Genomic DNA, 13,451 nt, shown 5'->3' with positions numbered 1-13,451 from the left:
TCAGTTCTTGCGCTCGGCGACGAACCGCGCGGCGGCTTGCAGCACGGCGGCGCGGTCGCCGAAGATCGAGACCGCGCTGTCGGCCCGCGCGAGCAGGTCGCGCACGCGCTGCTTGGCGCCTTCGATGCCGAGCTGGGTGACGAAGGTGGTCTTGCCGAGCGCAGCATCCTGGCCCGAAGGTTTGCCGAGCGCCGCGGCATCGCCTTCGACGTCGAGCAGATCGTCGGCGATCTGGAAGGCTTCGCCGAGCGCGCGGCCGTAATCGTCGAGCGCCTGATATTCCTTGGCCGTGGCCTGGCCGAGAATCGCGCCGGCGATGCAGCCGTAGCGCAGCAGCGCGCCGGTCTTCATCTGCTGAATGCGGGCGACATCGATCGGCTCGTTGCCGCCGAAGCGGCCTTCGCCTGCGAGGTCGAGAATCTGGCCACCGACCATGCCGCCGATGCCGGCGCAGCGCGCCAGCGCGCGCGTCAGCAGCAGCCGTACATTGGCGTCGCGATGGATCTCGTCGCGGGTGACGATATCGAAGGCGAGCGTCAGCAGGCCGTCGCCGGCGAGGATCGCGGTCGCGTCGTCGGTCTTCTTGTGCAGGGTGGGCCGGCCGCGGCGCAGGTCCGAATTGTCCATCGCCGGCAGGTCGTCATGGATCAGCGAGTAGCAGTGGATGCATTCGAGCGCCGCACCGGCGAGCAGCGCCGCCTCGCGCGGCACGCCGAACACGGCTGCGCTTTCAACCACCAGGAACGGCCGCAGGCGCTTGCCGCCGTTCAGGCTCGAATAGCGCATTGCGTCCATCAGTCGCTTGGGACGGGCGATTTCATCGGGCAGGATGTCGTCCGCGAGGAGGCGCCCGAGCAGGGCCTCGGTGTCATCAGCGGTCTTGTCCAGACGTTTGGCGAAATCGGACGGGGACGTGCCGGTCATCAAGAAGGGCTCCAGAACTAAAATTCGGCGGGACAATCCTTTATGAGCCCGCCTCAGTCAATCGTTTGGAAGGCCTAAAAAGTGCTGGAAAAGACCCGAATTATCACAGACTTAATGGCTGGGCCCGTGGCTGCGTTTCATTTTGCGCCGGAAAGGTCGATTTGCGCATCGTTAAAATCCTGCTGGTAGCGCTCGCGGTCGTGGTTCTCGCGCCCTATGTGATCGCGCCGTTCTACCGCACCGGCCATCCCGTTTCGACGCTGATGGCCTGGCGCAGCTTGCGGGGCGCGCCGATGCAGCGGGAATGGATCGATCTCGCGGCGATGTCGCCCTACCTGCCGCGGTCGGTGGTGGCGGCCGAGGACGCTCATTTCTGCAAGCATCACGGCATCGACTGGGGCGCGTTGCGCGAGGCGATCGACGACGCGAAGGAGGACGGCACCGCCTTCCGGGGCGCCTCCACCATCACCCAGCAGGTGGCGAAAAACCTGCTCCTCTGGCAGGGGCGGGACTTCATCCGCAAGGCGCTGGAATTCCCGCTGGCGTTGTGGATCGATTTCGTCCTGCCCAAGCCGCGGATCCTGGAAATTTACCTCAACATCGCCGAGCTCGGTCCGCAGGGCCAGTTTGGGGTGGAGGCGGCCAGTGCCTATGCGTTCGGTAAATCGGCCGCCAGCCTCTCCCCCCGGGAGGCGGCACTTCTGGCCTCGATCCTGCCGAATCCGGTCAAACGCAGCGCCAGGACCCCCGGACCGGGCGTCCGGCGGCTCGCCGGGACCTATGTGGCAAGGGCGCAGGCCTCGACGCTTGCGACCTGCTGGCGAGAAAATCGCTGATTTCGGGCCCTTTTCGGGCGCATTTTCCGGCCCAAGAGCCTAGCTTTGCGGCCAGCCTTCCTCTATAAGCGCGGCCTTGATCGGCATTCAGCTCGCCTCGTATTGCGGGTGCTGAGCCGTCCCTCGCGGACGATGCCCTGATGACACCAATCCCTAGAGGATATTGAAATGGCCGTTCCGAGAAGAAAAACCTCGCCGTCGCGCCGTGGCATGCGCCGCTCGGCAGACGCCATCAAGAAGCCGACCTATGTGGAAGACAAGGACTCCGGCGAGCTCCGTCGTCCGCACCATCTCGACCTCAAGACCGGCATGTACAAGGGCCGTCAGGTCCTGAAGAAGAAAGAGTCCTGAGGTCGGACTCTTCTTCGGGCAGGGTTATCCTCAATCAGGATGACGTGACCTGCCTGATTTCGGCCAACCCATGAGATATGACGGTGACGGCGGCGGAGCGAATGCTTCGCCGCTGCATTGTTCTGTCCGGATATCTTGATCGAGAAGGCATTTCGCCGATGGTCGGTTTCCCGCTGCTCCTGATTCCGCTCGCGGTCTACAACATCATCGCCTTCCTGATGCCCAGCGTGTCCTTCTCGGACGTGCTGTTCAAGGTGCCGATGATCACGGGCGAGACCTGGCCGGTCACGCTCGCCGATCTGATGCTTGCGCTCGGTATCGTGCTGCTGCTGCTCGAGGTGGTCAAAGGCGCGCGGCCCGGCTCGAAATTCCTGATGGATCATCTGCTGTCGCTGATCGTGTTCGGCGCGGCCGCCGCCGAATTCGTGATGTGGCCCAAATTCGGCAACTCCACCTATTTCCTGCTGGTGCTGCTCGCGATGGCCGATTTCCTCGGCGGCATCGCCCAGCGCACGCGCCGCCGCGTCACCTATGTCGCCGAGACGACGGTGCCCGCGCCGCGCAAGGCCAAGCGCCAGGCCGAGGCGCCGGCGGATGACGTCGCGTCCGAGCCCAAATTCGAGCCGGTGTCGGCACCGCAAGCAGCCCCGGTGCCGCCCGCGCCCACCGCGCAATCGGTCGCCGAATCCGTGCTGATGGACCATCCGGCGCCGAAGCCGGTGAGCCCGCCCTCGCCGGAAATTCCCTCGCCGCATCTGCAGCCGGGCAATGGCACGCCGTCGTCGCCGGATACGCCGCGCTGATCGATTTCAAGCCACCTGCCGCGTGCGCGCGCTGACGCTTCCGAGCGGGCGCTTGCTGCCATAGGCCATCCGCGCATCTTCAGGGGAGGCGCGGCGGAGCCGGCTGGCCTGGGGCAAATGCTCGGCATTGGCGATGAGTTGGGTGACGAAGCTCGGATCGGGGCGAGGCAGCGGCGCCTTGATAACCCACTGCAACGTCGGCAGCAGCGGCACGAGGGCCGAGCCTGTGCCGTAGTCCGCCAAGTCCGATCGATCAGTACTCAACATCGCAATCACCGTTGATCCGGCGAAGATCGTCGCGTTTCGGGACGCGGGCGCCGGTGCGAGTCACGTACTCGCAAGGCCTATGCCGGCCGGGCCGGTTTGGTTCCGCGCTGCCCCGAAACATGGTTTCCAAATTGTTTATCAACTTTGCCTAGGGTTGGGGGCGAATCTGGCTCTATCCTGTGCCGGCTCAGGACTCCCCGCTGTCCCGAAATGAGGCGATTTTGACCCCCGCATTGCCACAAGCCTCCGACATCCTGGCCGCGCTCGGCCAGGCCGTGTTCGCCTGGGACATCGCCAGCGACGTCATCGTCTGGGGGGAGCACGCCGGCGCCGTCTTCCCCGGCATCCCCGCCGAGCGGCTTGCGACCGGCGCCGAATTCGCCAAGCTGATCGAACCCGCGCCGTCGCTGCGGACCGCCGCGCTGGCGCAGACATCCGCCGTGCACGGCGCCGACGGCACGCCCTACCGGGTCGAATACGGCGTGCGCATGAGCGCCTCCGATCCCGTGGTCTGGGTCGAGGAGACCGGCCGCTGGTTCGCCGGCCCCGACGGCCGCCCGGTCCGCGCGATCGGCTCCGTCCGCATCAACAATGAGCGCCACGCCCGCGACGAGGAATTGACCAGGCTGGCCCGGCTCGATCCGCTGACCGGCGAGCTCAACCGCTCGCATCTGATCGCGGCGCTGGCCGAGGCGATCGAGGAGACGACCCGCTTCCGCTCGACCGCGGCCTTCATGCTGGTCGGCATCGATCATCTCGCCCGCGTCAACGACGCCTTCGGCTTCGACGTTGCTGATGCCGTGATTCTCGATGTCGGCAAACGCATTCGCGCGCGGCTGCGCGGCGGCGACGTGCTCGGGCGCTTCTCCGGCAACAAGTTCGGCCTGATCCTGAAGAACTGCACCATCGACGACATGAACGTCGCCGCCGAGCGTTTCCTCGCCGGCATCCGGGACGAGGTGGTGCCAACCAAATCCGGCCCGGTCTCGGTCACCGCGTCGATCGGCGCGGTCAGCGTGCCGCGCTATGCCCGCAACACCGACGAGGCGGTCAACCGCGCCCATGAGACGCTGGACGCCGCAAAGCGCCGCCGCGCCGGCTCGTTTGCAGCGTGGCGTCCGGATGCCACGCGCGACGCGCAGCGCCGCGTCAACATCCGCGTCACCGACGAGATCGTCACCGCACTGAACGAGCGCCGCATCAAGCTCGCCTATGAGCCGGTGGTCTCGGCCGTCTCGCGCGAGCGCGCATTCCATGAATGCCTGGTGCGGATGGACCAGGGTGACGGCCAGGTGCTGCTCGCGCCCGACATCGTGCCGGTTGCCGAGCGCCTCGGCCTGATCCGCCTGGTCGATCACCGCGTGCTCGAGCTCGTGGTCGCCGAGCTTGCGGCCGCGCCCGATGTCAGTCTCAGCCTTAATATCTCGCCGGACACCACCATGGATCCGGACTGGTGGGCGGGAATCGAGTCGCTGATGCTGGCGCATCCCGGGGTCGCCGAGCGGCTGATCGTCGAGATCACCGAAACGGTCGCGATCCAGGACATCGACGATGTCCGCGGTTTCGTCACGCGGCTGAAGAATTTCGGCAGCCGCATCGCCATCGACGATTTCGGCGCCGGCTACACCTCGTTCCGTAATTTGCGCAAGCTCGGCGTGGACATCGTCAAGATCGACGGCGCCTTCGTGCAGAACATCACCCGTTCCGCCGACGATCGCGCCTTCGTGCAGACCCTGATCGACCTCGCCCGCCGCCTCGACATCAAGACGGTGGCCGAATGGGTGCAGGACGACGAGGCCGCAAACATGCTGCGCGACTGGGGTTGCGACTACATCCAGGGCCGTCTGATCGGGCTGGCGTCAGCCGAACGCCCGTGGAGTGCGCCGCCGGACAGCGCGCTGCCTGCGGCGGGGTAGGAGTTCATCGTTTAATCGCGCTGCGATCTCGCTTCCCCTCCCTCACGCTCCCTCATCCAGCGCCACCAGCTCGCGCTTCCTGCGCAGCGACGGCAGCAGCGGGGCGACCAGCAGCGCCAGCGCCAGCGCAAGACACGCCGCCGAGATCGGCCGCTGCACGAAGGTCCAGAGATCGCCCTGCGACAGGATCAGCGACTTGCGCAGATTGTTCTCCAGCATCGGTCCGAGCACGAAGGCGAGCACCAGCGGTGCCGGCTCGTAGCCGAGCTTGCGCATGAAATAGCCGATGATCCCGAACGCGATCATCACATAGACGTCGAACACGTTGTTGCTGGAGCAGTATACGCCCAGGATCGTGAACAGGATGATCAGGGGAAAGAGGATGTTATAGGGCAGCTTCAGGAGCTGCACCCACATGCCGATCATCGGCAGATTGAGGATCAGCAGCATGACGTTGCCGATATACATGCTGGCGACGATGCCCCAGAACAGGCCGGGGTTTTGCGTGATCAGCAGCGGCCCCGGTTGCAGGCCGTGGATGACGAAGGCGCCGAGCAGCAGCGCCATCACCACGTTCGGCGGGATGCCCAGCGTCATCAGCGGAATGAACGCGCCGCCGGCCGCCGCGTTGTTGGCGGATTCGGGGCCCGCGACGCCCTCGATCGCGCCATGGCCAAACCGCTCCGGCGTTTTCGACAGCCGCTTCTCCAGCGCATAGGACGCAAACGAGGCCACCACCGCGCCGCCGCCGGGCAGGATGCCGAGCAGGAAGCCGAGCAGCGTGCCGCGCGCGACGGGGCCGGCGCTGGCCTGCCAATCGGCCTTGTTCGGCAAGAGCTGCGTGATCTTGGCGTTGATGATGTCGCGCTTGATCGCCTGCTCGGTGTTGAGCAGCACCTCGGCGACGCCGAACAGGCCCATCACCACGGGCACGAGGCCGATGCCGTCGATCAGCTCCATGCGGCCGAAGGTCAGGCGCGGCTGCGCCGTGATGCTGTCGAGCCCGATCAGCCCGAGCACGACGCCGATGCACGCCATCAATAGCGCCTTCGGCATCGAGCCCTGGGTGAGGAAGGTGAGCACCACGAGGCCAAGCACCATCAGGCTGAAATACTCGGCCGGGCCAAATGCGATCGCAATGCTGGCAAGTCTCGGCGCCACCAGCATCAGCGCCACCAGCGCGAACGTGCCGGCGATGAAGGAGCCGAAGGCGGAGATGCCGAGCGCGGGGCCGGCGCGGCCCTGCTTGGCCATCTGGTGGCCGTCGATGCAGGTCACGACGGAGGCCGCCTCGCCGGGGATGTTGACCAGGATCGAGGTGGTCGAGCCGCCATACATCGAGCCGTAATAGATGCCGGCCATCATGATGATGCCGGATTCCGGCGTACCCGACAACGTCACGGGCAGCAGCAGCGACATCGCCGAGATCGGCCCGATGCCCGGCAGCACGCCGACCAGCGTGCCGATGAAGACGCCGATGAAGCAATAGAGCAGGTTGATCGGCAGCAGCGCGACGCCGAACCCATGCGCGACGTTGACGAGCGTATCCATGCGATCAGCCGATCCCGAACAGGCCGGAGGGCAACTGGATCAGGAGCAGGCGCTTGAGCACCCACCACATGCCTGATGGCACCAGCACGGCGATCGGGATCGCCAGCGTCCAGCGCACCGGATCGATCAGCCGCAACATCAGCAGCAGCAAGGGGATCGACGACAGCAGAAATCCCAGCGGCTCCAGCGCGAAGGAGAACGCGACGAGGCAGACGATGACGAGCAGCGGCTTGCCCCAGCGCACATTTTCCCAGCGCGAGGCCAGCGTCGGCCCGCCCTCGGTGACGGCCGAGACGATGATGGAGGCCGCGAACACGCACATCAGGATGCCGGTGTAGAACAGCACGTAGCCGGAGCCGGGATCGTTGATCGTGCCGAGCTTCAAGCGCAAGCCCTGCCAGATCACGAAGCCGCCGAGCCCGAGCCCGATCAGCCCGCCCCAGAGTTCGGAGTTGGAGAGGCGGAGTTTGACGTTGGTTTGGTCGCCCATGTGAAACACTCCTAGACCACCGTCACCCCCGCGCAACGGCGAAGCCGTTGTCGCTGAGGCGGCCGCTTCTTCAGCGAAGGGCGACGGTGCCCGTGTCCATCCTTCGAGGCGAGCCGCAAGGGCGGCTCGCACCTCAGCATGACGTCAGAATTTGCAGTAGCCCAAGTTGTTCTCGCGATTCTACTTCTTCGCGAGCCCGAGCGTGTCGATGACCTTGCGTTCGGACTCCGTGACCTCGACGACGAACTTCCTGTAGTCCTCGGTGTTCTTGTAGTTCGGCACCATGTCGTACTTGGCGAGCGTGGCGATCACCGCGGGATCTTCGACGGCCTTCTTGAAGGCGTCGTGCAGCTTGGCGACGATCTTGGGGTCCATGCCCTTCGGGCCGGCGATGCCGAACGGGGAATCGTAGACCATGGGGTAGCCGAGCTCCTTCAGCGTCGGCACGTCGGGATAATTCGGCGATCGCGCGCCGGTCCACACCATCAGAAGCTTCAGCTTGCCGGCATCGACCAAGGGCCGCCATCCCGTGGAATCGGCCTGGAGCATCGTGTGCTGGCCCAGCACTGCGGCGTTGGTCTCGGCGCCGCCCTTGAACGGCACCTGCGTGAGCTTGATGCCGGACATCGCCGCGATCTGCTCCATGCCGATATGGAGCGAGGTTCCGGTGCCCGGTGTCGCATAGGTCACCTTGCCCGGATTCGCCTTCGCGAACTCGACCACGTCCTTCCAGGACTTGAACTGCGACTCCGCGCTGGTGGTCACGCCGAACGTGTAGCCGGTGAGGTGAATGATATAGGTAAAGTCCTTCGCCGGGTCCCATGACACGTCCTGCATCAAGGGCAGGCGGAAGACGGTGATCGGGATCTGCGAGATGGTGTAGCCGTCGGGCTTGGCGGCCGCTGCCATGGTCGCGGGGCCCACCGTGCCGCCGCCGCCGGCCTTGTTGTCGATCACGATCGGCTGTCCCAGCACTTTCGAGGCGCTGTCCGCGATCGCGCGCATCGAGATGTCGGTCGAGCCGCCGGCCGGCCATGGCACGATCAGCGTGACCGGCTTGCTCGGATAGTCCTGCGCGCCGGCCGCGGTCGCGAGCAGCGCTCCCACGGCAATATGTATGGCGGCGAATACAGCCGTCCTCAGCCCATACCGCGACATCGGGTTACCTCCCTCGCGGCGGCCTCGTTCGGGCCGCCGTCTCTCTTTGTTATGACGGGATTGTCCCTGAAATCACCAGAGAAGAAAAGCGCATTGCGCGGACCGTGCGCAGCGGTCGACGCGGCTATCCAGCCGGAAACGGTATGTGCGACAATTGGTCGTTTGGAGGCGTGCCGAGGCACGGAATTTGACGTGGGCGTCCTTACGCCACGCGGCGAACCGCGTTCAGCGTCTCGATGGTACGTGCAACCTCGGCCGCCGGGCACGGTCTGCCGAAGTAATAGCCCTGCACCGCGGTGCAGCCGCATTCGCGCACGAAGTCGAGCTGCTCCTCGGTCTCCACACCCTCAGCGGTGGTCTCGACGCCGAGCACGGAGCCAAGGCTTGCGATGGTGCGAACGATGGCGACGCTCTCCGGGCTTTCGCCGAGCGTGCCGACGAAGGAGCGGTCGATCTTGATGCGGTCGAACGGAAACTTGCGCAAATAGCTCAGCGAGGAATAGCCGACGCCGAAATCATCGAGGCTGACGCGCACGCCGAGCGCGCGAAGCTGGTGCAAGATCTCGATCGTCGCCTCGCTGTCGTCGAGCAGCGCGGTCTCGGTGACCTCGAGCTCGACCGCTGCGTCGGCAGGCCGGCTTCCGCGAGCGCGCTTGTGACCATCGCCGCCAGCCCGCGCGCGCGGAACTGCACCGGCGACAGGTTCACCGCGACCGTGACATCGGGCCAGGACGCCGCGGTCGCACAGGCCGTGCGCAGCACCCATTCGCCGATCGGAACGATCAGTCCGTTCTCTTCGGCGATCGGAATGAATTCGGCCGGCGAGACGAAGCCGCGCGAGGGATGCTTCCAGCGCAGCAGCGCCTCGAAGCCGGTGAGCTCCGAGGACTCGAGCCGCACCTGTGGCTGGAACACCAGGTGGAATTCACGCGCCTCCAGTGCGCCGCGCAGGTCGTGCTCGAGCGCGTGCCGGCTGCGGGCCTCTTCCTCCATCTCGGGTTCGAACAGCTGATAGGCGCCGCGCCCCCTTGCCTTGGCCTGGTACAGCGCGAGATCGGCGCATTTCATCAGCTCGTCGGCATCGAGCCCGTGGTCGGGCGCGATCGCGATGCCGACGGAGACGCCGACATGGATCGACTGGCTTTCCAGCGGCGGCGGGTGGCCGATGATCCCGACCAGGCGGCGGGCGAGCTTTTCGGCCGACTGTGGCTGCGGGCCGCGCTGGAGAACGGCGAACTCGTCACCGCCGAGGCGGGCGACGGTGTCGTGCTCGCCGACATTCTCCTTCAGGCGCGCAGCGACCCAGCGCAGCAAGCGGTCGCCGGCGGCATGGCCGAGCCTGTCGTTGACGGTCTTGAAATTGTCGAGGTCGAAGCACAGCACGGCCATGGCGCCGCCGGCGATCGCGACCTGGTTCAGTCCCTCGCCCATCTTGTCGCGGAACAGCGTGCGGTTGGGCAGGTCGGTGAGTGAATCGTGCCGGGCCATGTGCGCGACGCGGGCCTGGGCTTTGTGGCGCTCGGTGACGTCCTCATAGGTGACGACCCAGCCGCCAAGCTCCATCCGCTTGTGGTTGAGCTTGATGATACGGCCGTCGCTCAAATGGCGGTGCAGCGTGTGTTCGCCCTCGCGCAGCCTTTCGACATAATCGGCATAGAGCTTGGCGCCGGTCGTGTCCGGATGGATGCCGAGCTCGCAGCTGTGATCCATGATCTCGCGCATCGAAATGCCCGGCTTCACCACGTCGGGCGACAGCCCGTACATCTCGATATAGCGGCGATTGCAGACGATCACGCGCAGGCTCGAATCGAGCATGCACAGGCCCTGGCTCATGTTGTTCAGCGCCGCGTCGAAGCGGCGATACTGTTCGCTCAGTTCCTCGATCGCGCGCTCGCGCTCGGTGATGTCTTCATAGGTGGCGACGAAGCCGCTCTCGGCCAGGGCGCAGTAGCGCACCGAGATCACGGTGTCGTTCGTCATGCGCCGGCGCATCGGCGAGGAATCGCGGTTCGCGATCTTCGCGCTGGCGGCTTCCAGGAGCTGTCGCGGACTGTATTCCGAAACGAACGCGCCGTTCGCCATCGATCTTTCGATCAGCTCGCCGAGATGCGTGCCGGGCCTGGTTTCCTCCGGCGACAGCCAATAGATCTTGCGGTAGGTGGTGTTGCAGACGCGCAGGCGCATGTCGCTGTCGTAGAAGGCGAGCCCGTGCGCCATGTTCTCCATCGCCGCGTCGAGGATGAAGTTCTGCTGCCTCAGCGTCTCCTCGTATTTCAGCCGCTCGGTGACGTCTTCGTGCACCGTCACCCAGCCGCCGTCGGGCAGGAAGCGGGAGACCGCCTGCACCATCCGCCCGTCGTAGCGCATCACCAGCAGCGTCTTCGCCTTCCGGCTGCGCACGTCCTCGAGCCTGGTGTCGTGGAATTCGTCGGCCGACATGCCCGGCGTGTTGCCGCGCGAGAGCCAGTGTTCGATGGCCGCGCTGTGCGTGACGCCCGGCTTCACGACTTCTGGGTCGAGGTTGTAGAGTTTCAGGAAGCGTTCGTTGCAGACGACGACGCGGCTGTCGGCGTCATACATGATGAGGCCGTGAGACATGTTGGCGAGCGCATGCTGGCTGCGTTCTGTCTGCACGCGCAATTCCGCCTCGAGCCGGGCGAGGCGGCTGACGTCGTCACAGATCGTCATCCAGCCGCCGCCGGGAAGCGGCTTCAGCTCGAGTGCCATGACGAGGCCAGTCGCCAGCCGTTGCTCGGTACGGAACGGCTTGCCCGCCGCGATCTGCGCGATCCGCGTCGAATACAGCGAGTCGAGCTCGCTTTCCGGAAAATTCCCACGCGTCGCGCTGTGCGCGAGCACCTCGCGATAGCTCGCGCCCACCCGCACGACATCGGCCGACATGTCGAACAGCGACAGGTAGCGCTGGTTGACCAGCACGATCCTGTTGTCGGCATCGTAGACGCAGACACCCTGCTCCATGTGGTCGAGCGCAAGCTGGCTCAGCGCGACCAGGGCCTCCGGGCCCTGCTCGCAGCGTGCACCAAGCTCGTTGTCGCGGGTCGACGTCATGGGGTCGGCGTGATCTCGGCGGGCAATAGACTTAACGCAGCGTAATTCGAGCGCCGAGGGTAACGGAGACCCCGGAAAATTCCCTTAAGCGCAGTAGTTTACGGAGGGTGACCGGCGGTGGAGAGCGTCTCCGGATTGCAAAGGTGCCTGCAAGAGTTGGCCGAGAGAGGGCGCAACATATTCTGGTGTCGTCCCGGCGAAGGCCGGGACCCACAACCATAGGGAGAGGTTTGGCGAAGACTAGGGTCCAGACTCAATTGAGCCAATATGCGACGAGAGCGGCGAGATGAACAGCGGCCAAAAAATTACGGGCGAGCTTGTCATATCGCGTGGCGATGCGCCGGAAGTCCTTGAGCCTGCAAAAGCAGCGTTCGATGACATTTCGTCCTTTGTAGGCGCGTTTGTTGAAGCGATGGATGACGACACGGTTAGATTTATTGGGGATTACGGGCTTGGCGCCACGACGAATGATTTCGCCGCGAAGCTTGTCGCCATCATACCCTTTGTCGGCGAGGAGCACGCTCATGGGTGGCGCGAGCGCCAGGACATCGGGAGCCGCAGCGATATCTGCATCCTGGCCTGGAGTCAGATGCAGGACGACCGGCCGGCAGAGCGGATCGCTCAGCGCATGGATTTTTGTCGTGCGGCCTCCGCGCGAGCGGCCGATTGCTTGATTGTGCTCCCCCCTTTTCCGCCGGAGGCACACCGGTGAGCTTTAATCGAGGTCGAGTCGAGCGACAGTACGACGCCGTCTTCGCCAGGCTTGGCCAGCGCTTCGAAGATTGCGCACCATCGTCCTCGCTTGGCCCAGCGATTGAAGCGATTGTAGATCGTCGTGTAAGGGCCGTATTCACGTGGACAATCACGCCATCGTGCACCCGATTGCAGCATGTGAATGATGCCGCTGACGATGCGTCGGTCGTCGTCCCGATCCGGCCCCGTCAGTCCCCTCGGCAGATGCGGTTCGATACGCGCCCATTGCCTGTCGTTCAGCCAAAACAAACCAGCGCGCATTCTCTCGCCCCCGAATCAACACGTAGGCAAGAGAATCACGTGGCGCTATTTAGGTACAGACCCTAGTAGTGAACAGGTTTTCCCGCGGTACTAGCACCCTGCGCTTACAGACAGATCACGCGGTATGGGTCCCGGCCTTCGCCGGGACGACACTGAGTGTGGCGGCATCTGCCCTCACGGCCCGTAGAGCACGAGTTCCGTGTCGGTGAGATCGGCGAGCTGCGGCTGGTGCGGACCCTTGAAATATTTGCGGCCACGCCGCTCGGTATAAATACCGACGAGGCCGGGAACCGGGCCGTTGGCATCGACCGCCACCGAGATCTTGCCGAGCCGCAGCAGCAGCCGGCCGATGCGGCCTGCGCAGGCGGCGTATTCGGCGGCGCTGCGGCAGTAGATCAGCTTCATTGCGGGCGGCGCGATGAAGCCGCGGCGGATGCGCACCGGTTGCAGGATGAAGGGGAAGGTTCCCTGCGGCGTGCGGCAGACGAGGCTAAGGCAATTGTAGCGCGCATGCCGCGTCAGCAGTTCGGTCTCGGCCTCGGAAAGTCCCTCGATCGTCTTGGCGTGCTGCGAGATGACTTCGATCTTGCTCCAGCGCGGGGGCCGCGCCAGCGCTGGCACCGAAAAGAATATGCCGCGGCAATAGGCACGGAAGCCCTGCGTCTCGATGATCGGCCAGGTCCACGGCGCCGGGCTGATGTTGAGATAGGTCACGTCCTTGTGCCGCTGCGCGATCTTGGTCAGCAGCGGGGCGTAGTTGCGATACGCCGGATCGACATACCAGCTCGACAGGTTGCACTGGATCGCGGTCTCTTCACCGTTCTTCCGTGCCGTGTAGATCAGCAGCAGCACGCCGACCGGCGTGCCGTCATTGTCGATCATGTAGCCGAAGCGCGGATAGCCCTCCGGCACCGGCCGGAAGGCCTGCCGGCGCAGGCCCTGGATCCAATAGTTGCGCGAGCGGCCCACGAAGCCGCGCGTCAGCAAGTCCGCGATGGCATCGACATCGGACTCGGTAATCTCGCGGCATCGAGCCTTGGCGTGGATCACGCTCGTCTTACCCGTGGAAATG

Annotated in this window: 11 protein-coding genes and 1 pseudogene; 4 read left to right on the top strand and 8 right to left on the bottom strand. The window is 65.1% G+C overall.

Going from position 1 to position 13,451, the window contains the following annotated elements; all coding sequences use genetic code 11:
- Positions 1-924, bottom strand: a complete 924-nt coding sequence (locus ACFLEY_RS45780; RefSeq protein WP_011083768.1) for a polyprenyl synthetase family protein — start codon at positions 922-924, stop codon at positions 1-3.
- A gap of 161 nt (positions 925-1,085) precedes the next feature.
- Between ACFLEY_RS45780 and mtgA the strand changes: the two genes are divergently transcribed.
- From mtgA to ACFLEY_RS45765, 3 genes are all read left to right on the top strand, one after another.
- Positions 1,086-1,760: a monofunctional biosynthetic peptidoglycan transglycosylase gene (gene mtgA, locus ACFLEY_RS45775; RefSeq protein WP_211434331.1), complete on the top strand. Its 675-nt coding sequence runs from the start codon at positions 1,086-1,088 to the stop codon at positions 1,758-1,760.
- Positions 1,761-1,928: 168 nt separating this feature from the next.
- A complete protein-coding gene (rpmF, locus tag ACFLEY_RS45770) occupies positions 1,929-2,111 on the top strand; it encodes a 50S ribosomal protein L32 (protein ID WP_007598106.1) in 183 nt (60 codons plus the stop codon).
- A gap of 158 nt (positions 2,112-2,269) precedes the next feature.
- On the top strand, positions 2,270-2,914 hold the full coding sequence (locus ACFLEY_RS45765; protein WP_028172628.1) for a hypothetical protein: 645 nt from the start codon (positions 2,270-2,272) through the stop codon (positions 2,912-2,914).
- Between the two features lie 6 nt (positions 2,915-2,920).
- On the opposite strand, the gene ACFLEY_RS45760 is transcribed toward ACFLEY_RS45765, so the two are convergent.
- Complete coding sequence (locus ACFLEY_RS45760) at positions 2,921-3,181, bottom strand: hypothetical protein (protein WP_038965203.1); 261 nt, start codon at positions 3,179-3,181, stop codon at positions 2,921-2,923.
- Positions 3,182-3,402: 221 nt separating this feature from the next.
- Here ACFLEY_RS45760 and ACFLEY_RS45755 point away from each other — a divergent pair, with 221 nt between their 5' ends.
- On the top strand, positions 3,403-5,097 hold the full coding sequence (locus ACFLEY_RS45755) for a bifunctional diguanylate cyclase/phosphodiesterase (RefSeq protein WP_060909479.1): 1,695 nt from the start codon (positions 3,403-3,405) through the stop codon (positions 5,095-5,097).
- Between the two features lie 42 nt (positions 5,098-5,139).
- On the opposite strand, the gene ACFLEY_RS45750 is transcribed toward ACFLEY_RS45755, so the two are convergent.
- From ACFLEY_RS45750 to ACFLEY_RS45725, 6 genes and pseudogenes are all read right to left on the bottom strand, one after another.
- Positions 5,140-6,648: a tripartite tricarboxylate transporter permease gene (locus ACFLEY_RS45750; protein ID WP_011083773.1), complete on the bottom strand. Its 1,509-nt coding sequence runs from the start codon at positions 6,646-6,648 to the stop codon at positions 5,140-5,142.
- Between the two features lie 4 nt (positions 6,649-6,652).
- Positions 6,653-7,138 (bottom strand): tripartite tricarboxylate transporter TctB family protein, encoded by a 486-nt coding sequence (locus tag ACFLEY_RS45745; protein WP_060909478.1) that lies wholly within the window; start codon positions 7,136-7,138, stop codon positions 6,653-6,655.
- A 180-nt stretch (positions 7,139-7,318) separates the two neighbouring features.
- The gene (locus tag ACFLEY_RS45740; RefSeq protein WP_011083775.1) at positions 7,319-8,296 is read right to left on the bottom strand and encodes a tripartite tricarboxylate transporter substrate binding protein; all 978 of its coding nucleotides are present in this window, start codon (positions 8,294-8,296) and stop codon (positions 7,319-7,321) included.
- 202 nt (positions 8,297-8,498) lie between these two features.
- A pseudogene (locus ACFLEY_RS45735) lies at positions 8,499-11,275 on the bottom strand (PAS-domain containing protein).
- 343 nt (positions 11,276-11,618) lie between these two features.
- Positions 11,619-12,379 (bottom strand): IS5 family transposase gene (locus ACFLEY_RS45730; protein WP_110115998.1). Its coding sequence is split into 2 segments (ribosomal slippage): positions 11,619-12,040 and positions 12,040-12,379, totalling 762 coding nucleotides; the frame shifts between segments, so codons are not numbered across the junction.
- Between the two features lie 174 nt (positions 12,380-12,553).
- On the bottom strand, positions 12,554-13,429 hold the full coding sequence (locus ACFLEY_RS45725) for a hypothetical protein (RefSeq protein WP_060909477.1): 876 nt from the start codon (positions 13,427-13,429) through the stop codon (positions 12,554-12,556).
- Positions 13,430-13,451: the final 22 nt, after the last annotated feature.

Origin of the sequence: Bradyrhizobium sp. YCK136 (genome assembly GCF_044570075.1) — a bacterium.
Lineage (GTDB): Bacteria > Pseudomonadota > Alphaproteobacteria > Rhizobiales > Xanthobacteraceae > Bradyrhizobium > Bradyrhizobium diazoefficiens.
This window is presented reverse-complemented; position numbering and strand designations above follow the sequence as displayed.